22 protein-coding genes are annotated in these 20,905 nt (G+C 66.9%); 10 read left to right on the top strand and 12 right to left on the bottom strand.

All coding sequences use genetic code 11. The features are described 5' to 3' along the window. Positions 1-52 precede the first annotated feature (52 nt). Together AC2DGY_RS05285 and AC2DGY_RS05280 are read left to right on the top strand one after the other, a co-directional pair. Positions 53-1,762 (top strand): AAA family ATPase, encoded by a 1,710-nt coding sequence (locus tag AC2DGY_RS05285; protein WP_484508656.1) that lies wholly within the window; start codon positions 53-55, stop codon positions 1,760-1,762. A 287-nt stretch (positions 1,763-2,049) separates the two neighbouring features. Further along, a complete protein-coding gene (locus AC2DGY_RS05280; RefSeq protein ID WP_484508655.1) occupies positions 2,050-2,469 on the top strand; it encodes a hypothetical protein in 420 nt (139 codons plus the stop codon). Positions 2,470-2,622: 153 nt separating this feature from the next. Here AC2DGY_RS05280 and AC2DGY_RS05275 read toward each other — a convergent pair whose 3' ends face one another. Then, positions 2,623-2,802 (bottom strand): helix-turn-helix domain-containing protein, encoded by a 180-nt coding sequence (locus tag AC2DGY_RS05275; RefSeq protein ID WP_484508654.1) that lies wholly within the window; start codon positions 2,800-2,802, stop codon positions 2,623-2,625. Between the two features lie 119 nt (positions 2,803-2,921). Between AC2DGY_RS05275 and AC2DGY_RS05270 the strand changes: the two genes are divergently transcribed. Continuing rightward, complete coding sequence (locus AC2DGY_RS05270) at positions 2,922-3,566, top strand: hypothetical protein (protein ID WP_484508653.1); 645 nt, start codon at positions 2,922-2,924, stop codon at positions 3,564-3,566. A 588-nt stretch (positions 3,567-4,154) separates the two neighbouring features. Here the strand turns inward: AC2DGY_RS05270 and AC2DGY_RS05265 are convergent. After that, positions 4,155-4,871, bottom strand: a complete 717-nt coding sequence (locus AC2DGY_RS05265) for a TetR/AcrR family transcriptional regulator C-terminal domain-containing protein (RefSeq protein WP_484508652.1) — start codon at positions 4,869-4,871, stop codon at positions 4,155-4,157. A 144-nt stretch (positions 4,872-5,015) separates the two neighbouring features. On the opposite strand from AC2DGY_RS05265, the gene AC2DGY_RS05260 reads away from it, so the two are divergent. Further along, positions 5,016-5,711 (top strand): hypothetical protein, encoded by a 696-nt coding sequence (locus AC2DGY_RS05260; protein ID WP_484508651.1) that lies wholly within the window; start codon positions 5,016-5,018, stop codon positions 5,709-5,711. A gap of 66 nt (positions 5,712-5,777) precedes the next feature. Continuing rightward, entirely contained in the window at positions 5,778-6,548 is a 771-nt protein-coding gene (locus tag AC2DGY_RS05255; RefSeq protein WP_484508650.1) for a DUF2382 domain-containing protein, read from the top strand. Positions 6,549-6,659: 111 nt separating this feature from the next. On the opposite strand, the gene AC2DGY_RS05250 is transcribed toward AC2DGY_RS05255, so the two are convergent. From AC2DGY_RS05250 to AC2DGY_RS05240, 3 genes are read right to left on the bottom strand one after another with little or no spacing between them, the layout of a single operon-like run. Further along, positions 6,660-7,901 carry an amidohydrolase gene (locus AC2DGY_RS05250; protein WP_484508649.1) on the bottom strand — a complete coding sequence of 414 codons (1,242 nt, stop codon included), beginning with the start codon at positions 7,899-7,901 and terminating at the stop codon, positions 6,660-6,662. Positions 7,902-7,941: 40 nt separating this feature from the next. After that, positions 7,942-8,727 carry an alpha/beta fold hydrolase gene (locus tag AC2DGY_RS05245; RefSeq protein ID WP_484508648.1) on the bottom strand — a complete coding sequence of 262 codons (786 nt, stop codon included), beginning with the start codon at positions 8,725-8,727 and terminating at the stop codon, positions 7,942-7,944. A gap of 9 nt (positions 8,728-8,736) precedes the next feature. After that, complete coding sequence (locus AC2DGY_RS05240) at positions 8,737-9,561, bottom strand: MBL fold metallo-hydrolase (RefSeq protein ID WP_484508647.1); 825 nt, start codon at positions 9,559-9,561, stop codon at positions 8,737-8,739. Positions 9,562-9,727: 166 nt separating this feature from the next. On the opposite strand from AC2DGY_RS05240, the gene AC2DGY_RS05235 reads away from it, so the two are divergent. After that, on the top strand, positions 9,728-10,588 hold the full coding sequence (locus AC2DGY_RS05235; protein ID WP_484508646.1) for an alpha/beta fold hydrolase: 861 nt from the start codon (positions 9,728-9,730) through the stop codon (positions 10,586-10,588). Between the two features lie 52 nt (positions 10,589-10,640). Here AC2DGY_RS05235 and arfB read toward each other — a convergent pair whose 3' ends face one another. Further along, positions 10,641-11,078 carry an alternative ribosome rescue aminoacyl-tRNA hydrolase ArfB gene (gene arfB, locus AC2DGY_RS05230; protein ID WP_484508645.1) on the bottom strand — a complete coding sequence of 146 codons (438 nt, stop codon included), beginning with the start codon at positions 11,076-11,078 and terminating at the stop codon, positions 10,641-10,643. Between the two features lie 781 nt (positions 11,079-11,859). Between arfB and AC2DGY_RS05225 the strand changes: the two genes are divergently transcribed. After that, a complete protein-coding gene (locus tag AC2DGY_RS05225; RefSeq protein ID WP_484508644.1) occupies positions 11,860-12,561 on the top strand; it encodes a DUF899 domain-containing protein in 702 nt (233 codons plus the stop codon). Positions 12,562-12,571: 10 nt separating this feature from the next. Here the strand turns inward: AC2DGY_RS05225 and AC2DGY_RS05220 are convergent, their stop codons facing one another. The 3 genes from AC2DGY_RS05220 to AC2DGY_RS05210 are packed head-to-tail and all read right to left on the bottom strand — an operon-like array spanning position 12,572 to position 15,943. Further along, positions 12,572-13,294 (bottom strand): SDR family oxidoreductase, encoded by a 723-nt coding sequence (locus tag AC2DGY_RS05220; protein ID WP_484508643.1) that lies wholly within the window; start codon positions 13,292-13,294, stop codon positions 12,572-12,574. Beyond that, positions 13,291-15,183 carry a Na+/H+ antiporter NhaA gene (nhaA, locus tag AC2DGY_RS05215; protein WP_484508642.1) on the bottom strand — a complete coding sequence of 631 codons (1,893 nt, stop codon included), beginning with the start codon at positions 15,181-15,183 and terminating at the stop codon, positions 13,291-13,293. The genes AC2DGY_RS05220 and nhaA (AC2DGY_RS05215) overlap by 4 nt, the downstream gene beginning before the upstream one ends. A 1-nt stretch (position 15,184) precedes the next feature. Next, positions 15,185-15,943 carry an SDR family oxidoreductase gene (locus tag AC2DGY_RS05210; RefSeq protein WP_484508641.1) on the bottom strand — a complete coding sequence of 253 codons (759 nt, stop codon included), beginning with the start codon at positions 15,941-15,943 and terminating at the stop codon, positions 15,185-15,187. 336 nt (positions 15,944-16,279) lie between these two features. Between AC2DGY_RS05210 and AC2DGY_RS05205 the strand changes: the two genes are divergently transcribed. Next, complete coding sequence (locus tag AC2DGY_RS05205; protein WP_484508640.1) at positions 16,280-16,729, top strand: hypothetical protein; 450 nt, start codon at positions 16,280-16,282, stop codon at positions 16,727-16,729. Positions 16,730-16,816: 87 nt separating this feature from the next. On the opposite strand, the gene AC2DGY_RS05200 is transcribed toward AC2DGY_RS05205, so the two are convergent. Both AC2DGY_RS05200 and nhaA (AC2DGY_RS05195) read right to left on the bottom strand, forming a co-directional pair. Then, positions 16,817-17,101 (bottom strand): hypothetical protein, encoded by a 285-nt coding sequence (locus AC2DGY_RS05200; RefSeq protein ID WP_484508639.1) that lies wholly within the window; start codon positions 17,099-17,101, stop codon positions 16,817-16,819. 160 nt (positions 17,102-17,261) lie between these two features. Next, positions 17,262-18,620, bottom strand: a complete 1,359-nt coding sequence (nhaA, locus tag AC2DGY_RS05195) for a Na+/H+ antiporter NhaA (RefSeq protein ID WP_484508638.1) — start codon at positions 18,618-18,620, stop codon at positions 17,262-17,264. A 174-nt stretch (positions 18,621-18,794) separates the two neighbouring features. Between nhaA (AC2DGY_RS05195) and AC2DGY_RS05190 the strand changes: the two genes are divergently transcribed. Together AC2DGY_RS05190 and AC2DGY_RS05185 are read left to right on the top strand one after the other, a co-directional pair. Continuing rightward, positions 18,795-18,917 (top strand): hypothetical protein, encoded by a 123-nt coding sequence (locus AC2DGY_RS05190; protein ID WP_484508637.1) that lies wholly within the window; start codon positions 18,795-18,797, stop codon positions 18,915-18,917. Next, positions 18,917-20,401: an alanine/glycine:cation symporter family protein gene (locus AC2DGY_RS05185; RefSeq protein ID WP_484508636.1), complete on the top strand. Its 1,485-nt coding sequence runs from the start codon at positions 18,917-18,919 to the stop codon at positions 20,399-20,401. Before AC2DGY_RS05190 ends, AC2DGY_RS05185 begins: the two co-directional genes overlap by 1 nt. Here the strand turns inward: AC2DGY_RS05185 and AC2DGY_RS05180 are convergent. Continuing rightward, the gene (locus tag AC2DGY_RS05180) at positions 20,398-20,850 is read right to left on the bottom strand and encodes an iron chaperone (protein WP_484508635.1); all 453 of its coding nucleotides are present in this window, start codon (positions 20,848-20,850) and stop codon (positions 20,398-20,400) included. The genes AC2DGY_RS05185 and AC2DGY_RS05180 overlap by 4 nt on opposite strands. Between the last annotated feature and the right edge of the window lie 55 nt (positions 20,851-20,905).

Genomic DNA, 20,905 nt, shown 5'->3' with positions numbered 1-20,905 from the left:
CAAGCGGATCCCGCTGACGACGGTGTTTCAACCAATCCGTCATGATTGCTGCGTGACATTGATCGACGGATTCGCATTTCGCGGATATAGAAGCTTTCCTTCCGATGCGGTTGCGATGCTGCTCCCACTCTCGAAGGTCAACCTCATCGCGGGCCAAAACAACACGGGCAAGTCGAACATCCTCCGTGTTATCGCCGATACTTATAGTCCTGAAACACGCCCCGCTTCTAGATGGGACCGACCGCTTACTGATTCGGAGCACACATACCGTCGGCTGGAGTGTCACCCCGTCGAGGACGTGCTCAGATGGGCGCCGAATGGATCAATCGATGAGACCACGCTCGGGAAGCTACGTGAGTTCCTGAGTCAGCCAGCGATCGCTAGCGATGGCCCCAAGGGTCTAGGCGTGTGGTTTGCCGTGACAGATGGCGGATCCATCGACGAACAGTCACTGCAGCTCATGGGGCAGCAAGTCGGCGACTCTCCTCTTGCGAACGACCTGTCCATGACGCTGACACGGTCGGGCGGAGGCGGCAACGGGCAGGATGCGTACCGCGTCCTGCGCTGGGTCACGGGTTGGCGACCAACGCCGCCGCAGGCATACACGGTCGGCGGCACCAGGACGATTTCCGAAGAGAGCGACCAAGCTCCCGACCTCAATGGAGGCAGCATCAAGCGGCGGCTGATGGAACTCCAAAATCCTGCGACGGACCGGCTCGAAGACAAAGAGAGATTCGCCATGGTCCAGGCGTTTGTCCGCGCTGTCTTAGACGACGAGAGCGTCACGATCGACATTCCGCACGATCTCTCTACGATTCACGTAACGCAGGGTGGGCACACGCTCCCCATCGAGAATCTCGGCACGGGCGTCCATGAGGTCGTCATCCTGGCGGCGGCGGCGACGATAGTTCAACGTTCGGTGTTGTGCATCGAAGAGCCCGAAGTCCACCTCCACCCGATTCTGCAGCGCAAACTTCTGCGGTACCTAGCGTTGAGCACCACCAATCAGTACTTCATCGCTACGCACTCTGCGCACATGCTCGACTCGGAGATCGGAAGCATCTTTCACGTGACGACGGATGGCGGGAGATCGGCCGTCCGGTACGCGGGCGCTGCGCGCGACCGAGCCGCTGTGTGCGCGGACTTGGGCTATCGGCCATCCGATCTCGTACAGACCAACGCAGTGTTGTGGGTCGAGGGCCCTTCCGACCGCATTTACCTCAATACGTGGATCGAGCGGGCCGCGCCAGGCGAGTTCGTCGAGGGTACCCACTATTCAGTGATGTTTTACGGAGGCGCCCTGCTCAGTGAGCTGTCACCGCTCGACGCCGATGAGGTGACTGAGTTCATATCGTTGCGGAACCTGAATCGCTACATGGTTGTGGTCATCGATTCCGATCGGCGGAGTAGTCGCGCCCCAATCAACCGGAGTAAAAGGAGAGTTGTCGAGGGCCTGGCCAAGGATCCGTCGACTGGATTGGCGTGGGTCACCGCTGGTTACACGATCGAGAATTACTTGCCCGAATCGATCCTGACTGACGCGGTCCACGCCGCGCACCCGTCCACGCGCTCGGTTGAGTTCCCACCCCAAGCCCGGTGGGCCAACCCGCTCGCCAGCATTCGCATCGGGCTCGAGCGGCCGAGCAAGGTAGCGATCGCCAAACGTGCCGTGGCCAACCTAGGCGACGACTGGCCGCTCGATTTGAAGAAGCGCGTTAGAGAGGTCGTCGAACTCATTCGACGCGCGAACGCCAATGCTTGACAAGCCTGGATTAGGCGTCGCCTGGCCGCGGAGAACTGAGGCTCGAATTGTGGTGATGGCATCACGCGCGGAACGCGCGAGACGGGCCCCTTAGCGAGCCCACTTTCCTCGAGCCTTGTGGGAGTCGGGTCGTCCCTACAAAAGGGGCCCGTGAACAGCAGGCGCCCATCTGCTCGTCGAGCGTCCCGTTTCGCACAGTGTCTGCTGAGGGATCCGCGAACGGGCAATTCCCACGCAAGTCCACACCAACCATGGTGTGCACAAGGTTCGTGCGGCACACTCCACACATGGGCGTGCCACGGTTTTTGCCAGCAGTAGTTGCGGTTTCGCTCATATCGATCGCATTGACTGGCTGTACGGCGGGCAGTGCCGGCTACCCGATCTTCGACCGCGCTGCTCAACCTGAGGACACGACACCGACGTCGCTGCCGGACTACGCAGGCGACAGCATTGACCTCGCCACGGCACGGTACGTCGGGGAGCACCGTGGCACACAGCTGTGGCTCGGGAAGGGCCGAGAGGCGGCGACTGTCTGCTTGCTGGCCTATCCCGACGACCATGACTGGGTGATCGGCTGCGGCGGCGAAGGCCAGAACGAAGTGTATGGAGTGAAAGTCGGACGCTTCGTTATTCAACCTGATGAGCACCCTGCGCCGGAAGGTAGCGAAGTGATCTCAGGCAACGTCTACTTCATCCGCGAGAGCTGACCCGGTCGTTCGTCCCGGCCGACATCACGGCGGTGGGCATCGGTCGCGTCCGTGTGAGCCTGAACGGCAACGTGATCTACGAAGGTGATCCGACCGTGCGCTGATGGATCCTGACCGAGCAGCGGAGTCCGATGGTGAGGACGACCCCGCTGTTCAGGCGTCGACGCCGAAGGCGCGCAGCAGGCCGGCGCGGGGGATCATCCGGCGCGGGCCGAGTTGGACCGTGGGGATGGTCCCGCTCTCGATGCCGAGTTTGATCGTGCGGTAGTCGACGCCGACGAGCTTGGCGGCATCCTTCATCGTCAGCGCCAGGGACTCCTGTGTTCTGTTCATGGTTTGATCTCCTTGTGAGCCAGCAGTGTCAGTCTCCTTTCGTGGGAAGGTAGCACATGCTTGAGCCAAGATCGACACTCTTCTTCGCGAATCTGCGCTGACCTGGAATAGTGGGCTTCATGGCAGACGTCGAGGCGTATGACTTCAGCGACGAACGCATCGATCTCGGCAGCGGGGTGACGCTGCCGAAGTCCTGGCATGCGCGCGTATCGGGCGAGCAGGATGTGCCCGGCACGATCACCGTGCGCGTCGAGTGGGATGACGCGCTCGGCCGCACAGCCGTCGCCTTCGCAGCGCTCGAGCGCGAAGTCGAAGGCGTCGACATCACGAGTCAGGTTCTCCGCGAGGTGCGGACGCACTGGATCATGACGAGGTCAGCGCTCGACGTCGTCACAGTCGACGTCGACGCTCCGGATGGCGGGGAACGAGACCGCATACCGGTGCGCGAGTTTCTCAGTCGGGTGCGGGCGCAAGAAGAACGCGAGCCCATGGAGTCCCTCCATGCCGCGATCGCCGTCTATCGAGTTGCGACAGCAATCAGCTATCCGCCACTCAAGCTGGTCGCCGACACCCTCCAGATCAGCCAGAGCACCGCGACGCGCCTCATGAGTCGCGCGCGCGACTCCGGTATGGCGCCGGAAGTCCGGATCCAGGAGCCACGACGGGCGCCGGCGGTTGACCCCTACAACCCGGGCGGGTCCTACGACCCCACGGCGCCCCACCTCGGGTCGTCCCCGCCCGGAGGGTCTTCGATCGGCCGATGAGAGACGCGGTGGGGACGCCGTCTGTCTGCCTGATGCCGTCAAGGCACCGCTGAGGGTTGTTTGGACATGCTGCTGAATGACGATCGGATTTCTAAGCAGAGTGCCCAAAATGCGTGCTTTGGGATAGTGCTCAGAGCGGACTTGCCCGCAGTCGCTCGCCGCATGGGCCGGAATCACGCTCCACGACGGGCATTTTTTGCCCGCATTTTGCCCGCATTCCATTCGCAGGTGGCTGTTTTCGGACGTCGCAGGATGCCGTTTGACTCGCGAAAATCCGCGTAATTCCGCGGAAGTTGTCGTTCGATGCCGCTATGCAAAATGCTCAAAACGTGTTCGAGTCCCTCCAGGGGCACCACGCTTCGTGCGCGCGCTGGGCGACTTCCTCGATCTCTGACCAGCGTGACGACGGCAGACTGATTGTGTCCAGCCATGTCGAACCCACCAGGGCAACCGCAGGACCCACACTGACGGTTTTGATCTGGACCGCGTGATGCCGCGCTTCGTGTGAGGTGAAGCGAACGACATTGAGACGGACGAGTAGCTGCCCCGCCTAGGCTTCACCCCTCGGGACTGACGACCGTGATCGGGTCATTGGGACAACTCGCGATTCAGCCGGTCGAGGAGAACTTCGAGGGAGACTTCGAACTCCTCGCCGCTGCGGTCCTGGCTGAGCAGGGGACGGAGGCGTTCCACTTCTGTCGCCGCGTCCAGGGAGGTTTGCCCGTCGACTTCGGGGATGTCCGCGTTTCCCTCGTCGAGGGGCTCTTCGACGGGCCCCGTTTCGGCTCCGCGGACCGCGGACTCGAGGAGCAGGTGGCCGAGGAGGAAGCTGCTGAATGATCGGTACGCGTCAACAGCCTGCGCGTCGGTGAACCCGTGTCCGATGAGTGTGCTCAGGAATGTGTTGACGACCTCGACACTTCTCAGCGGCGGACGCAGCCAGGGCGCTGCGGGGTGCCGAGTGGCGACCAGTGGAAAGGCTTTGGGGTGTTCCATTGCGATGCGGCGGACCTGGTGCGCGGTGCTCTGCAGGAAGCCTTGCCAGTGCTCAGCCAGCTCCTCGTCAAGGTCCGAGGTCAGGTTGCTCATCAGCAATGCGACAACGCCTTCGAGGAGGTCCTCTCTGCCGTGCACGTGCCGGTACAGGGACATGGCCTCCACACCCAACTCTTGCCCCAGGGACCTCATCGACAAACCCTGCGGGCCGGAGCGGTCGATCTGAGCCAGGGCGGTCTCGACGATCAACTCACGGCTGAGGCGGGGGCCCGGCGCTCCCACCGGCTTCTTCCGCACGCGTGCCTCCATAGCACCCTCTCCTCCCGGCCGCCAGGGGCACTGGTGGTGGCGTTGCTTACACTGTAACGTCACATCCGTTGCTTACGCTGTAAGCGGCTCTCCCCCGGCGGCTCGCTGTCTGTTGCGCGAGCTCCACCCCCATGAGAGGCAATGATGGCCAACAACGGCTCAAGCAGGAATGGCGGTGCGGCGGCCCTGCCCGTCACGACCGATAACGACTCTGGCAAGGAGTCGCTGATCGGGACCGAACGTCCCGGTCGCCCCGCGAACGTGTCGTGGGGATCGATCATCGCCGGTGTGATGACGTTCCTTGCGGTATCGGTACTGCTCTCGCTGGTCACCGCAGCAATCGGGCTTGGCGGCTCGGGCGTCGGGGCGGGCATCTGGAGCGTTATTGCGCTCGCTATTGCGCTCGCCGCCGCCGGCTTCGTCGCTGGCGCTCTCGCCGTCCGCAGCGGGCTGCTACACGGTTTCCTGACCTGGGCGACCTCCCTGGTCGTCGCTCTGGCCCTGACGGTCTGGCTCAGCGCCAGCCTGCTCGGAGCCGTCGGCGGCATTGTCAGCTCCGCCACCCAGGCTCTCTCCGGCACCGACGTGACCCAGGTCGCCGAAGACGTCCAGGGCAACGTCGACGAGGAGGCCGCCCAGGACCAGGCCGGCGAGGCGGCCGAGAATGCAGAGCAGGTGGCCAAGGACGCCGCCGACACCGCTCAGGCGGGCTCATGGTGGGGCTTCTTCGGTCTTCTGCTCGGCGCAGTGATCGCATCCTTGGGCGGCATGTTCGGCGTACGCACCGTCGTCAGTCGTGACCGTCAGAACGACGCCGAAACCGTGCGGGCTACCCGCTAACGCGGGGACGCCCGTACCTGCGGTCCGATAACCCGAAAAACGCATTTCACCAACGGAAGGAACAAAATGATCAACTCGAACAATCTCGGCAGCCTCATCGGCAGCAGCGTCATCGACTCGGACGGGGACAAGATCGGAACCATCGGTCAGGTCTACGTCGACACGGACTCGGGTGCGCCCTCGTGGGCGTCGGTCCGCACCGGGCTCTTCGGAATGTCGGAGACCTTCGTTCCCATCGACCAGGCAGACCAGATCGGCGAGGACGTCCGGGTTCCCTACACCAAGGAGCGCGTCAAGGATGCTCCCCGCATCGACGTGGACGGCGCGCTCGAGCAGTCCCAGGAGAACGAGCTGTACGCCTACTACGGCAACGGCTCGACCGGCGGGGCGACCGATCACGACCGCGGGGTCGACACGGACACCACCGTCGGCTACGACACGTCAGGGCCCTCCACGGATGACGCGATGACCCGCTCCGAGGAGCGTCTGCACGTCGGCACCGAGAAGGTGGAGACCGGTCGTGCGCGTCTGCGGAAGTACATCGTCACCGAGAACGAGACGGTCACCGTCCCGGTCAGCCGTGAAGAGGTGCGGCTCGAGCGTGAGCCGATCACCGACGGGAACGTCGGCGACGCCCTGGCCGGACCCGACATCAGCGAGGAAGAGCACGAGATCGTTCTCACCGAAGAGCGCCCCGTCATCGCCAAGGAAACCGTCCCGGTCGAGCGGGTCCGCCTCGACAAGGAGACCGTCACCGAGAACGAGACGGTCACCGAGCAGGTCCGCAAGGAAGAGATCGAGCTGAACGACGGCGCGGCCCGCACGGACCGCAGCTGACGCTGACCGATCCCACACGCCCCCGCGGGAAAGACTGCCTACCAAGGCCGACCCCGGCGGGGGCGTGTGACGCCCGGGGACGGGCGCGGCCGAAGGTAAAAGCGCGCGGGGTCAGCGGGCCCAGGAGGTTCGGCCGAACCGCTCCCAGCGGTCCACGATCCGAGGCTCCCGCTGACCGTCGGCGGCCGGCTCGACAACGGCCCGGCCGTTGATGAAGACCTGCTCGACCTCCGAGTCGATCGCCAGCGGGTCACCCGACCACACGACGATGTCCGCATCCCGACCCTCTTCGAGCGCCCCCACGCGCGAGTCCAGTCGGAGGATCGAGGCCGGGTTCACCGTGAGTGCCTCCAGCGCCGTCTGGGCCGGCAGCCCCTCGCGCACGGCGAGGATCGCCTGCAGGCGAATCTGTTCGATCGGGACGACCGGATGATCCGTCGTGATGGCGACCTTCACGCCGGCCGCGGCGATCAGCGCAAGGTTGCCGATCGCGCGGTCGCGCAGCTCGACCTTCGAGCGAGAGGTCAGCATCGGGCCGAAGATGACGGGGATGCCCTTTTCCGCGAGCACATCGGCGATCTTGTGGCCCTCGGTGCCGTGGTTCACGACGAGGTTGTACCCGAACTCCTCGGCGAGGCGGATCGCGGTGGCGATGTCGTCGTGGCGGTGGCAGTGCTGGTCCCAGATCAGGTCGCCGTCCAGGACGGCGGCGAGCGTCTCGTCGGTGAGGTTGCGCTCGAACGGCTCCCCCTTAGTGACCGCCGCCGACCGCTTCTCCGCGTAGTTTCGCGCGCTCACGAACGCGTCGCGCAGGACGGCGGCGACGCCGAGCCGCGTGGAGGGCGTCTGCTTCTTGTCGCCATACACGCGCTTCGGGTTCTCTCCCAGCGCCGACTTGACCGACACGTCGAGCGCGAGCACCTGCTCATCCACCGTGCGACCGCCCCAGGTCTTGATGGCAACCGTGCGTCCGCCGATGGGGTTGCCCGAGCCGGGCTTGATGACCGCGGTCGTCACTCCGCCGCGCAGGGCGTCGCGGAAGCCGACCTCTTCGATGTCGATGCCGTCGAGTGCCCGGAAGCGGGCGCCGTTCGGGTCGGTCATCTCGTTGGTGTCGCTGCCCGACCATCCCTCGCCGTCTTCGTGGACGCCCAGGTGACCGTGCGCCTCGATGAATCCCGGCAGCACCCACCTGCCGGAGACCTCGACGATCCGGGCACCCTCCGGAATCGGGGTGTCGGCGCCGCCCACGGCGGAGATCACTCCATCGGCGACGACGACCGTGCCGTTGTCGATCGGGTCGCCGATGACGGGAACGACGTAGCCACCGGTGAGCGCGAGGAATTCAGTCATCCGTCAAGCCTAGGTCGGGCCGCGGGCTGGCTATGTCCGCTCAGTTCCGCTGCCGCATCCGCCCCAGCCACTCGGCGATCAAGGCTGAGCACAGGTCGCCCTGCTCGAAGAGGAGGTTGTGTCCGGCCGCGTCGAGTGCGGCGAAGGTCGCGCGTGGGTAGTGGTCGATCCGCCCCCACGCGTCGACGTAGCCGACGACGTCGTCCTGCCGGCCCGTGATGTGCAGGGTCGGCTGAGAGAAAGGTTCGGGGTGGGCGTCTTCGGGTTCGCGGTCGAGCGAGTAGGCGTTCGCGATGCGGTCGATCGCGTCCTGATCGGCGCCCTCGAGGCCCGGCAGGATGTACTGCACGAAGGCGCTGGCATCTTGCGCAGACTCCACCACGGCGTCTTCGCGGTACTGCTCGAGGGCCGCCCCGACGATCGGCTCGATGTCCGGATCCCTTCTCAGCACCGTGCGAGGCGGCACGGTGCGCTCGGCGTGCGGGGCGACGAAGACTCCGGCCACCGTGGCGAGCCCGAGCACCTGCGAGCGCAGCTCATGGGCGGCATAGCGGGCGATCATCCCGCCGAACGAGTTCCCCACGATGCCGAACGGCTCGTCGCCGAGGCGCGCGACGACCTCGTCGACCACCGCATCCGCCACCTCCTGGGCGCGGCTCACGGCCCCCGCCGGCGACCGGGTTGCGCCGGGGAGGTCGAGGTAGATCCGCCGCCACTCCCCCGCGCGCTCGAACGTCGGCTCCAGCGGCAGCAGGGAACGGTGGTCCAGACCGAATCCGTGCACGAGCACCACCGGGGTTCCGGAACCTGCCTCGTGTGCGAACACTGTGCGAGGTTATCGCCCCCGCGTCTCGTCCTGCCGCCGCTCCGCGAGCCGCTGCATCTGCCACTCGTGCACCTCGGGCAGCCAGTACAGCGGGGCGGACGGGCCGACGCGCACGTCGTCGATGGCACCGCCGTCGCGCGCGGCCTCCACGTAGGCGCGATCGTGGTCGATGCGCACTCGGATCTGTCCCGCGCCGCCGACGGATCCGTGACCGGGGATGACCGCATCCACCTCGTCGGCGACGCTGTCGAAGAGCCGCAGCGCGGCGAGGTAGTCCTCGATCGGGTCTGCCGCCTCGAGGTCGAGGAAGGGCATCAGGGTGTCGGAGAGCATGTCGCCCGCGACGAGGACACCGGCCTCCTCGATCAGCAGGGCCGCGTGACCCGGCGCGTGTGCCTGGTGTTCGAGGATCCGTACCGTCGGGCCGTCCCACGGGACGCGCCCCGCTCCGGCCGGCAGGCCTGTGACAAGACCGAGGAGGTCCATCGGGATCTCGTCCGCCTGCTCGGGCGGCAGCCCCTCGGCGACGCGGTCCTTCCAGTCGGCGTGCGACAGCAGCTCGTGCATGGATGCCGCGCAGCGGGCCGTTCCGTAACGGGGTGCGTCGCCGAAGCTGGCGTGCCACAGCACGTGGTCCCAGTCCGGATGCGTCGAAAAGCCCGCCACGACCGGCTGGCCGAGCTCGTCAAGGTCTCCCGACAGCTGCGCCATCTCATCGGTGGTGATGCCGGGATCGATGAGCAACACCCCATCCCCGCCCTGCACGACAGTGGAATTGGTCTGGATGAACTCGCTGACATGAACGAGAACACCCTCAGCGACGTGCTCCAGCATGGATCGCCCTCCGCTCGTGGCTCTCAGCCGCTTGCCGCGAGTGTATTCCTCGTCCGAGCCGACCTGTCAGTGCCCTTGCTGTTCACCTCATCGGCGCGTGACCGCACCGGCGTCGCGCAGGCGCAAGCCCCTCGGAGCCCATGCCCCCACGGGTCAGGATGGCCGCATGGCCGCTGTACGCCTCCCCGCTTTCCGCCGCGGCAAACTCGTTTTCGATGTGTCGGACACCGGGCCGATCGACGGGCCGGCGGTCGTCCTGCTGCACGGGTTTCCGGGGTCGCGTCACACCTGGGACACCGTGACACCGCTGCTGGAGGCAGGCGGCGCCCGCGTGGTCGCTTTCGACCAGCGTGGCTACTCCCCACGAGCTCGCCCACGCCGGCGCCGGGACTACCGCGCCGTCGATGTCACGGGCGATGTGCTCGCGCTGCTCGACGCGCTCGGCGGGCAGCGCGTGCACCTGGTCGGGCACGACTGGGGCGGATTCGTCGCCTGGCGCGTCGCGGCCGTCGCTCCCGAGCGACTGACCGGCATCACCGTGTTGTCGACGCCGCATCCCCGCGCCCTGCTCCGTTCGCTGCTCTCCTCGGCCCAGGGCCTGCGGTCGCTCTACATCGGCTTCTTCCAGCTGCCGTGGCTGCCCGAGGCGGTACTGCGGCCGCGTCTGGCGCGGCTGCTCCGCGCATCCGGGCTCCCCGCCGCGATCGCGGAGGACTATCAGCGGTTCCTCTCCGGACCGCGCGCTCTCCGTTCCGCCCTGCACTGGTACCGCGGGATGTGGCTGCCTGACCGGCGCGGAACGCGTGCCGCCCGGGCGCCGGTCACCGTGGACACGACCTACGTATGGGGAAACAAGGACCAGGCACTCGGGCGCCGGGCCGCGCAGTTGACCCGACGTTATGTGCGCGGCGACTACCGCTTCGTCGAACTCGACGAAGGGCATTGGCTCCCCGAACGCGCGGCCCCGCGGGTGGCTCAGGAAATCCTCTCGGCGCTCCCCCGCAACGCCTCGGCGAACCCCTCGTGACGGTGGGTCGACGGGGTCGAAACGACTGATGGGCGACATCACGTCTTGACCGTCAGTCGTGGGGTGGTCGACGGAGGCGTTTGACGTCGGTGCGCTGCTTCTTCGCGGTCAGCCGCCGCTCCTTCGCACCCCGCGTCGGCTTCGTCGGTCGCCGTGATGCTTCGGGCGGCCGCAGCGCGTCAGCCACGACGGCCGCGAGCCGAGCGCGCGCGGCATCCCGGTTGCGCAGCTGTGCGCGGTGTTCAGATGCGGCGATGGTCAGCACCCCGTCGACGAGGCGCCCGTGCAGCCGCTCGAGGACCCGTTCTCGTTGCACCGGCGAGAGGACGGCCGAGTTCGCCGCATCCCATCCCAATTCCACGCGCGAGTCGGCGGTGTTCACGCCTTGCCCACCCGGCCCCGACGACCGCGAGAACCGCCATGACAACTCCGACTCGGGGATGGTGAGTGCCGAGGTCACCCGGAGTCCGGGACGGTGAGCGGCAGGCATGCACCCATCATCCTCCGGTGACACCTGCAGCGACCCTCGCCTCGGCGCCTCCAACACGCAGCGGTCACCCTTCGCGGTCGATACAGACGGCCTGAGTACGGTTACAGCATGAAGCGTGCCTCGAAACCTGGCGACAAAGCTGAAGTTGTGTCGCGGTCGACGAAGGCTCCTCGGATTATGGCTGATCACTGCGGGGCTGGCCTGGTCGCTCTCGACTGACGGCGATCTCGTCCAAAATCTACCGCTCGTAGTTGCAGTCTCCGCCATGGCGATCGTTGTTACCGCCTCGGCCCTGTGGCCCCCGCGCTGGTCCGCGCGATTCATGCTGGACTGGACGTTGATGGGCGGGCTGATTGCAAGCGAGGCCCGCGCCGCGGCCACCCAATACCGGCGCAGCTCAGCGAAAGTTCGGGAGTTACGCCCGACCCAAACCAACCGACGATCCCAATTCCTCCCCCGCTTCACTGACTTTCTGGGGAGAACGCGCTCTGGAGCAACTGACTCGATGTAGCAGACCCTCCTCGTTCTCGCCGGGCGGTGTCCTACGCCCGGCATTCCCGCCCGTTCGCATAGGGATTCCCTACCGCGGTCATCCAACGAGGTGGGCGCCCGCGAGGTGTGCCGCGCGCCGCCGGTCCCGTCTCCCGCGCTCCGCAGGAGCCCCCAGCCGGGCGGCCCCCTTGACGGGCCTTCCACCCTGAGTATCGTGATCGACAGAGATGTTCACGGTGTACACATTGCGCGGATGCGCGGCATCCGCGGCGGAGCGAAAGGCGAACCCATGGATTCCACGACGACCACTGCCCTTCCGCCGGTCACCGACGCGGACGAATGGCGCCGGCAGCTGGATGACCTGCGCGTGCGGGAGAAGGCGGCGACCCGCGAACTGGATGCGATCGCCGCACAGCGCCGACGACTCCCGATGGTCGAGATGCCCGAGTACATCCTCGAAGGCGAGCACGGCCCCGTCCGACTGGTGGATGTCTTCGAGGGGAAGTCGCAGCTGATCACCTACCACCACATGTGGCGGCCCGGGAAAGCGTGGCAGTGCCCCGGCTGCACGGGGTACACGTCCCAGTTCACGCGACTGGATTTCCTCGAGCCGTACGATGCCCGGTTCGTGATCGTCACCCAGGGTGAGATCGGCGAGGCCCTCGCCTACCGCGACAGGGTCGGCAACCGGATGACGTGGTACTCCACGGCCAACAGTCCCTTCGGCGCCGATGTCGACGCCCCTCCGGGAGGCGGGTTCGCGGTGAACGTGTTCCTCCGCGACGGCGGCACGGTCTACCGCACGTGGCACACCAACGGACGGGGCACCGAACAGCTCGCGCACACCTTCCCGCTCATCGACCTGCTCCCCTACGGCCGGCAGGAGGACTGGCAGGATTCGCCGGAGGGCTGGCCGCAGCATCCGCCCTATGAGGGATGGATCGACTCGAGAGAGATCGCGCGACTGTATGGGCCGAACCAACCGAATTGAGGTACCGCGGTCAGCCCCAGCCCTGTTTGGTGGAAGCGACAACCAGGTCGTGCAGCGCGACGCCGGGGGGCTGCCGGAGAACGAAGTCGATGATCTCCGCGACGTCATCGACGGTGATGAGGTCGGGCCCGAGGCGCTGGTAGTCCTCCGCGTTCAGGGTGAGGCCCTCCGCCCACGAGGAGCGCACATATCCCGGTGCCAGGTTGGCCACGCGGATGCGCTGCGGGCGCAGCTCCTTCCTCAGATGCGTCGCGAACATCTTCAGGGCTGCGGAGGTCACGCCGTAGAGCGTCGAGCCTTCGTAGGAGTTCTCGTCCGCGAGCGAGCCGATGGTCAGGACATCGGCAACGCCCGACTCCGCGGCCTCCCGCGCAAGTCCGGGGATCAGCGCCTGGACGAGGGCGATGGTGCCGGCGATGTTGGTGTCGAGGACGGCGGACCAATCGGCGACCGGCGTCTCCTCGAACCGCTGGGAAAGGCCCAGCCCGGCTGCCGCAGTCACCGAGGCAATGCGCGGGAACTCGTCGAGGATGCGCGCCGTGACATCCGCGAGACCCTCGTGGTCGGTGACATCCTGCACGAAGTAGGGGATCGAGTCGTCCGCGAGCGTGTCCGGGCGCTCGAGGCGGTCCACGATCACGACGCCTTCTCCCCGCCCGAGAAGGCGGTGCGCGAGCGCAAGCCCGATCCCCGACGCTCCCCCGCTGATGACGTGCGGGCCACGCCCGCTCACGAGGCGCCGGCCGTTTCGTCGTCGGCCGTGTCGCCGAGCGACCCCGCGCGACGTGCTGCCGAGTCCTCACCCACTGCCGTTGCGGTGGCCCTCAGCTCGGCCGCGATGGCGCCGGCTTCCAGAGGGCCGGAGTAGATGAGCCCGTTGACGAAGAGCACCGGTCCCTCGGTCAGACCCATGCTCTCCGCATCCAGGTAGTCCTGCTGCACGCGTGACCGCCGCGCCCCTCGTCGCAGGTCGTTCTCGACCCGCGACAGGTTCGCCCCGACATTGACGGTGGCCCGGAGAATCGCCTGCGAGTCGAGCGAACTGTCCTCACTCATACGATTGAGCTCCCTCCGCATCGCCCAGAACAGCCGCGGCGACTGTGCCGCCACCGCCTCGAGCGCCTCTCCCGTCTGCTCCGGTGCGCCCTCGGCGTCGGGGCGGAGATGGCGGAAGACGAACGCGATGTCATCGCCGAAGTCCGCCAGCACGTCGTCGATGATCTCTTCGGTACTCAGATCATCGAGCCCGCCGAAGGTGCCGTACTCCACGAGCGAGTACGGCGCGTCGATCGGCCCCGCCACATGGTCGCGATCGGGCTCGACCGCTCGCACGAGCTGCGTGCGCGGCGCCGCATGTGCTGCGTCGTATCGCGAAGTGAGCCACAGCGCAGCGGTCGCCGACAGCGCAGCAACGAGGGACGCGGTGATGATCCCGATACGCGCGTCGGATTGCGCGACCGGGTCCTCGATGGCGAGGTCGACGATGAACAGCGAGATGGTGAACCCGATGCCGAGGAGGAGCGATCCGGAGGTGATGTGACGAGCGTGCAGCGCCGGCGCGAGACGGCCGACGCGCAGGCGTCGAGCGAGCAGGACGGATCCCGTGACTCCGAAGAACTTGCCGACGACGAGCCCGATGATCACGCCCCACGTGAGCGTGGACGTGAAGGCGTGCTGCAGCGACTCGGCGGTGATCTGCACGCCGGCATTCGCCAACGCGAAGATCGGAACGACGACGAAGGCAACGACGCGGCGCAGGGCCAGCTGCAACCGGTCGTTCACCGAGACGGAGCGAAGAATCCCCTCCGCGGCGGCGCGTCCTTTCTCGGCATCGGGGGTTCGGCGGAAGCCCTGGGTGAGTGTCTCGGCGCGGTCCACTTGATCTCGCTTCGGGGGGAAGACCGGTAGGAGCAGGGCCAGGACGACACCTGCGATAGTCGCGTGCACACCTGACAGGTAGATGGCGAACCACAGGACGAGACCGAGCACGGCGTAAACCGCACCGCGCCACACCCGTGCCCGCTGCGCCACCCAGATACCCGCGGAGACCACGCCCGCCACGACGAGCCAGACCACGTCCAGGTGATCGGTGTACACGACCGCGATCACGCCGAGCGCGCCGACATCGTCGACGACGGCCATCGTGAGCAGGAAGACGCGCAACTGCACCGGCAGACGGGAGCCGAACGCCGCCAGAATGCCCACGACGAAGGCGGTGTCGGTGGAGATGACGACACCCCACGCTCCCACATCGCTGGTCCCGCTGGTGATGAGCACGAAGAGCACAGCCGGCACCGCAAGGCCGAACGCTGCGGCGATGATGGGCAGGCTTGCTTGACGCCAGTCTCGGAGGTCTCCCAAAACGAAGTCCTTCTTCACCTCCAGGGTCACGAGGAAGAAGAACAGAACCATCACGGCATCGTTGACCCAGTGCTGCAATGACAATTCCAGAGCGGAGCTACCGACGTTGATCCCGATGTCCGTGTGCCAGAAGTCGTCGTAACTCTCCGGGGACACGTTCGCCCACGCGATGGCCAGTACCGTGGCGAAGAGCAGCGCGATCGCGCCCGCACTCTCCGATGATGCAATGCGCCGCCAGCGAGCCGCACTCAGAAGAGGCATGTCAGCTCTTGGCCGCGCGGATGGTGGCCTCCGCGAGGTTCACGCGGCTCGGGAGGGACGTCATGAACCACACCAGGTCGGCGACGGAGGCTGGGTCGATGGACTCGAAGTCGTCGAACAACGACTGCACCTCCTCGAACACCGCCGATTCCGCCATGTCGGCGCCGATCTGTGACGTCACGTAGTACGGGGCGACGTGATGCACGCGGACCCCCCGTCCCCCGAACTCGTCGCGGAGGTGTTTCGACAGCTGCGTGACCGCAGCCGAGATGGCCGAGTACACCGCAAAGGCGGTGGTGCGATTTTCGGCGATGGCTGATCCGATGAGAACGATGTCGGCCGGTTGTCCGTTGTCTCCGGCGGCGAGAAGACCGTCTGCGAACGTCTGGACCGTCTGGAGCACTCCCTGAATGTTGGTCCTGATCATGGTCGCCCACTCGGAGGGAATCGCGTTCTCGAACGAGGAAGCAAGGAACACTCCCGCGCTCACCACCAGCAGGTCGGGATCCGCGCCGAACCGGGAGCGGACAGCATCCCGCGCCTCGACCAGGTCGAAGGGCTCGGTCACGTCCGCTCGCACACGTATCGTCAGATCGGAGGCGTCGAGCTGCTGCTCGAGCCTCTCGAGCCGACGGGCGTTGCGCGCGAGAAGGGCAACGCCCACGCCTTCAGCGACGAGACGGCGGGACACCGCCGATCCGATCGCGCCGGTGGCGCCCGTGACGAGCGCGAGTCGATGAGGCTGCTGCGGGTCAGGCACAGGTCAGCTCGCTGTCACGCCGAACGGGCGCAACTGATCCCACGTCCACCGCATCAGCTCGTCGCCGAGCGCATTCGCGAGTCCGATTCCACTCGTCGCACCCGTGAGTGCGACGGTTCCCCCCGCTCGCTCCATCTCCGCCGCTCCTCGCCGTGATCAGCTGCGTTCATCCCCGTTACCGTGACATTACTCAGCGGGGCCGCCGCGGACCAATAGCCGGCCTGGCTAGCGCAGTCCCGCTCGCACGGCAAGCGGGACGCGCAATCGCCGGCTCTCCGGTTTCCTTGCAGAGGATGCGCCGAACCATTGTTCTGCGCCGCACTCGAGGGAGAGACCGTGGATACGTCTACCGTCATCTGGATCATTGTGGCCATCGTCGTGGTGCTGGTGATCGTCGGCATCGTGCTGGCGGTCACCGCGAAGGGACGCCGCGAGCGCCGGCAGCAGGCGCAGCACGAGAAGGCCGAGAAGCTGCGCGCCGAGGCCCGCCAGGCCGACCTGGGCGCACGCGAGCACGAGGCGGAGGTCGCGCAGGCCCGTGCCGACTCGGCTCAGGCCCAGGCCGAGTCGGAGCGGGCGAAGGCGCGCGCCGCTCAGGCCGACATGGAGGCGCAGCGCCGCGCCGCCGACATCGATGAGCACGCGGCAGAGGCCGCCAAGCGTCGGGAAGAACAGGCCGAGACGCTGCGGAAGGCCGACAAGGTCGACCCGCTCGTGCGGGGCGACGGCACGCGGGGCGACGGCCGCGATCGCGGCACCGACGAGACGACCCGGTCGGATCGCTGAACCACGAAGGCCCCCTGCGTGGCAGGGGGCCTTCGATCACAGCGTTTCCGGGAGGGGTCTCCCCCTCCGGTCACTCTTGGGGGTCAGTCAGCGACCGGTGCGCGCGTCGCGGTCTTCGCGGTCGTAGAACTCGCGGCTGCCCGACTTGGCCAGGCCACGGCTGATCATGTAACCGATGGTCAGCAGGGTGGCGTACAGCCACACCTCGGAGGCGCCGAAGCCCTGGCCGTCTTCGTTGCTGTCCACGACGATGGACGCGATGAACATCGCGACGAGAATCACCACGTAGGCGATGAACTCAGTGGTCTTGAAAGCCGCCTTGGTCTCGGTCGAGAGGCGGGAGTTGCGGGCACTGGGGGTTGTGGTGCTCATGGGTATGTCCTTTAATGTGACTGTCGTATCGCGTACGTCGGGCACGAGATGTGCCTCAGGGAGCTAACCAGGCGGCACGAATCTTCGCTGCCCCCTTGCTATTTGCGCTGCGCGCCAGGAAAAATCCAGGCACCCTGCATCCTGTGCCGCCGAAACCGCGTCAGATCGTGCCGCCGCCCGGCCGCTCGGGACGCTGGTACACGTCGGGGATCCCGTCCGCATCCGCATCCCGCCTCTCCTCCGCCGCCACGCGTTTGTACACGCGGTTGCGCGCGAGCAGGATCACGGATGCGGCCAGCGACGCGATGACCGAGGCGATCATGATCGCGATCTTGGCGTCGTCATTGTGCACGCTGTCCGGGCCGAAGCTGAGTTCCGCGATCAGTAGCGACACCGTGAAGCCGATGCCGGCGAGAATACCCACGCCGATGAGGTCGATCCAGCGGAGCGCGGGATCCAGGCGCGCGTGGGTGACGGCCGTGAGGATGCGCGTCGTGAGGACGATGCCGATGGGCTTTCCCAGCACGAGGCCCGCGACCACACCGATGGTGACGGGGTCGGTCGCGGCGCGGACGATGCCGTCCACTCCCCCGATGGCGACGCCGGCGGCGAAGAACGCGAAGACCGGCACGGCGAAGCCGGCCGAAAGCGGTCGGAAGCGGTGCTCGAACACCTCCGCGAGTCCCCCCTCGCGCGACGTCAGTGCCGCGCCCTTGGGCTGTCGCACCGGGATGGTGAAGGCCAATGCGACGCCGGCGATCGTCGCGTGCACCCCGGAGGCGTGCATGAACGCCCACGCGACGAAGCCGATGGGGAGGAGGATCAGCCACGCGGCAGCAGGTTTCAGGTGGAACAGCTTCTGGTAACGCTGCGCGATCACCCCGTACACGGCGACCGTCACGGCAGCGGCGACGAGCGGCAGGAGCTCGATGTCGCTCGTGTAGAAGATGGCGATGATGACGATCGCGATGAGATCGTCCACGACGGCGAGCGTCAGGAGGAAGATGCGCAACGGGCTGGGGAGGTGCGAGCCGACGAGGGCCAGCACCGCGACGGCGAAGGCGATGTCGGTGGCGGCGGGGATCGCCCAGCCGGCCAGGAGCGAGGGCGCCTGCCACACGATGGCCACATAGATGAGAGCGGGGACCACGACTCCGCCGGCGGCGGCCGCGATGGGAACCACCGCGGTGCGGAACTCCCTCAGGTCGCCGACGACGAGCTCGCGCTTCAGCTCGAGGCCGACGAGGAAGAAGAAGATCGCCAGGAGTCCGTCGGCCGCCCATGCGCCGAGGGAGAGCTCCAGGTGCCACGGGGCGTACCCGATCCTGAAGTCGCGCACGGCGAAGTAGACGTCGGCGAAGGGGGTGTTCGCCCAGATGATCGCGATGGCGGCCGCGGCGACGAGCAGCATGCCGCCGACGGCTTCCTTCCGCAGGAGCGTCCCGATGCGGCTCGCCTCGGCGTAGCTGCCGCGGCGAGGGAACGCGGGCGGGGGGGATCCAGGAGTCTCGTGCGTCATCGGTTTCCACCTAGGGCTTTGGTCGACAAGGGAAGTGTCGACCAGACTTCCCGACGCGCCGGGGCCAGTCTAACGGCGCAGGAATCGCGATGCCGGGCGTCGGCATCGTAGCCCGTCGCCCCGGCGGCGGCGAAGGGGGGCGCCACAGCGGCGGCGCCTGCGGACAATGGGCCCATGCTCGCTCGTCTCGCCGGAATCGCCGGTGCCGCCCTGCGCGGCGTGTCTGCCCTGACCTACCGCTGGGTGGAGCGGGTGCGGCAGCCGTCCTGCCGGTACGTGCAGGTTACGGTGACGTGATGGACGCGGTGAACAACACGGTTCTCACCGGGGGAGATTTCCTCTGGACCTGGGCGGTGCTGCCCGTCCTCGCCGTCCTCGGCATCTACTTCACCGTGAGATCCGGGGTGGTGCAGTTCCGGCTCATTCCCGAGATGTTCCGTACGCTCACCAACCCCACTCCACGCGATGAGAACGGCGAGCCGCAGTCGGTGTCGGCGTTCCAGGCGTTCACGATCTCCGCCGCCTCGCGGGTCGGGGTGGGCAACATCGCGGGGGTGGGCACCGCGATCGCGATCGGCGGCCCCGGCGCGGTGTTCTGGATGTGGGCGATGGCGTTCCTGGGCGGAGCATCCAGCTTCGTGGAATCCACCCTCGGTCAGCTGTTCAAGGTGCGCGACGAGGAGGGTTTCCGCGGCGGCCCGGCGTATTACATGCAGTACGGCCTCAAGGCGCGGTGGATGGGGATCGTCTTCGCCGTGATCCTGGTGGTCTGCTTCCCCTTCGCCTTCAGCTCGCTGCAGGCCAACACCATCAGCGCCACCGTGTCGTCAAGCTTCGGCGGTGACCTGACGTGGATCCCCTGGGTCATCGGCATCGCTCTGTCCGCGATCACCGGCCTGGTGGTCTTCGGCGGCCTCCGCCGCATCGCCAGCGTCACCCAGGCCGTCGTTCCGGCCATGGCGCTGGGGTACCTCCTCCTGGGCCTCGTGATCGTCGGCATGAACATCGAACGTCTTCCCGAGGCGTTCGCGTCGATCTTCACGCAGGCGTTCGGGTTCAACGAGGTGGTCGGCGCCACCCTCGGGGTGATCATCATGACCGGCGTGAAGCGCGGAATGTTCTCCAACGAGGCGGGCCTCGGGTCAGCTCCCAACGCCGGCGCCAGTGCCGCCGTCACCCACCCGGTGAAGCAGGGGCTCGTGCAGACCCTGGGCGTCTACTTCGACACGTTCCTCGTCTGCTCCATCACCGCCGCCATCATCCTGGTCTCCACTCCCGACCTCGCCGGCGCGACGCGCGGGATCGGGCTGACCCAGGAGTCCATCGTCGGCAACCTCGGCGAATGGTCGAACGTGCTGCTGAGCATCATCATCTTCCTGCTCGCGTTCAGCTCGATCCTGGGCAACTACTACTACGGCCAGTCCAACATCGAGTTCATCTCCTCCAGCCGCCGCGTGCTCACGATCTACCGCGTGCTGGTCGTGGCCGTCGTCTTCGTCGGGTCGATCGCATCCGCCGACCTCATCTGGAACACCGCGGACGGGATCATGGGCGTGATGGCGCTGGTGAACCTCGTCGCGATCGGCCTGCTCTCCGGCGTTGCCTTCGCGCTGCTGCGTGACTACACGCAGCAGCGGCGCGAAGGACGAGACCCCGTCTTCACGCGCGATCGGCTGCCCGAGGTCACCGGCATCCAATGCTGGAGCGACGAGCGGAGCGTGACCGGCCCGCTGCCGATCCAGCGGCACGGACGGCACGCGAGAGGTGGCGCGAGGGACTAGGCGCGCGCCGGGCCGACCGCGCTGCGGACGAGCTCGGTCACTCGCGCCTCGACGGCCGGTGTCCACGCGCGCACGGCGAAACCGACCGGCCACATGTCGCCGTCGTCGAGATCGGCTTTGTCTTCGAAGCCGATCGTCGCGTAACGCGTCTTGAACTTCAGCGCCGGCTGGATGAAGACGACGATCTTGCCCTCCGCGTTGGCGAATCCGGGCATGCCGTAATAGGTCTTCGGCACCAGGTCGGGGGCGACTTCGCTCACCACCGTGTACAGACCCTCGGCGAGGCTCTTGTCCGCAGGCTCGAGATCGGCGATGGCATCCAGAACCGCCTTCTCCCCCGCGGCCCGGTTCTTGCCGGCCTTCTCCTGCTCCCGGAGCTCCTTCGCGCGCTGCTTGACGGCCTCGCGCTCTTCCGTGCTCAGTCCGTCGGACGACCCTGTCTTCGCCATGCTGCATCACCCTCCCGGGAAAGCGTGCCTCGTCTGTCGAGGCTCACGCTAGCGC

It is taken from the genome of Microbacterium sp. Z6_144 (genome assembly GCF_057197625.1).
Note: the sequence above shows the minus strand (reverse complement) of the source record. Positions and strands in the feature narration are given on the sequence as shown.

What these genes read in the sequence shown, in the direction of transcription:
- AC2DGY_RS05255 (WP_484508650.1), top strand. Translation starts at nt 5,778, where the DNA reads ATGATCAACTCGAACAATCTCGGCAGCCTCATCGGCAGCAGCGTCATC.
- AC2DGY_RS05200 (WP_484508639.1), bottom strand. Translation starts at nt 17,101, where the DNA reads ATGAGCACCACAACCCCCAGTGCCCGCAACTCCCGCCTCTCGACCGAG.
- AC2DGY_RS05190 (WP_484508637.1), top strand. Translation starts at nt 18,795, where the DNA reads ATGCTCGCTCGTCTCGCCGGAATCGCCGGTGCCGCCCTGCGCGGCGTG.
- nhaA (WP_484508642.1), bottom strand. Translation starts at nt 15,183, where the DNA reads ATGCCTCTTCTGAGTGCGGCTCGCTGGCGGCGCATTGCATCATCGGAG.
- AC2DGY_RS05280 (WP_484508655.1), top strand. Translation starts at nt 2,050, where the DNA reads ATGGGCGTGCCACGGTTTTTGCCAGCAGTAGTTGCGGTTTCGCTCATA.
- arfB (WP_484508645.1), bottom strand. Translation starts at nt 11,078, where the DNA reads ATGCCTGCCGCTCACCGTCCCGGACTCCGGGTGACCTCGGCACTCACC.
- AC2DGY_RS05275 (WP_484508654.1), bottom strand. Translation starts at nt 2,802, where the DNA reads ATGAACAGAACACAGGAGTCCCTGGCGCTGACGATGAAGGATGCCGCC.
- AC2DGY_RS05240 (WP_484508647.1), bottom strand. Translation starts at nt 9,561, where the DNA reads ATGCTGGAGCACGTCGCTGAGGGTGTTCTCGTTCATGTCAGCGAGTTC.
- AC2DGY_RS05270 (WP_484508653.1), top strand. Translation starts at nt 2,922, where the DNA reads ATGGCAGACGTCGAGGCGTATGACTTCAGCGACGAACGCATCGATCTC.
- AC2DGY_RS05260 (WP_484508651.1), top strand. Translation starts at nt 5,016, where the DNA reads ATGGCCAACAACGGCTCAAGCAGGAATGGCGGTGCGGCGGCCCTGCCC.
- AC2DGY_RS05250 (WP_484508649.1), bottom strand. Translation starts at nt 7,901, where the DNA reads ATGACTGAATTCCTCGCGCTCACCGGTGGCTACGTCGTTCCCGTCATC.
- AC2DGY_RS05180 (WP_484508635.1), bottom strand. Translation starts at nt 20,850, where the DNA reads ATGGCGAAGACAGGGTCGTCCGACGGACTGAGCACGGAAGAGCGCGAG.
- AC2DGY_RS05185 (WP_484508636.1), top strand. Translation starts at nt 18,917, where the DNA reads ATGGACGCGGTGAACAACACGGTTCTCACCGGGGGAGATTTCCTCTGG.
- nhaA (WP_484508638.1), bottom strand. Translation starts at nt 18,620, where the DNA reads ATGACGCACGAGACTCCTGGATCCCCCCCGCCCGCGTTCCCTCGCCGC.
- AC2DGY_RS05235 (WP_484508646.1), top strand. Translation starts at nt 9,728, where the DNA reads ATGGCCGCTGTACGCCTCCCCGCTTTCCGCCGCGGCAAACTCGTTTTC.
- AC2DGY_RS05265 (WP_484508652.1), bottom strand. Translation starts at nt 4,871, where the DNA reads ATGGAGGCACGCGTGCGGAAGAAGCCGGTGGGAGCGCCGGGCCCCCGC.
- AC2DGY_RS05225 (WP_484508644.1), top strand. Translation starts at nt 11,860, where the DNA reads ATGGATTCCACGACGACCACTGCCCTTCCGCCGGTCACCGACGCGGAC.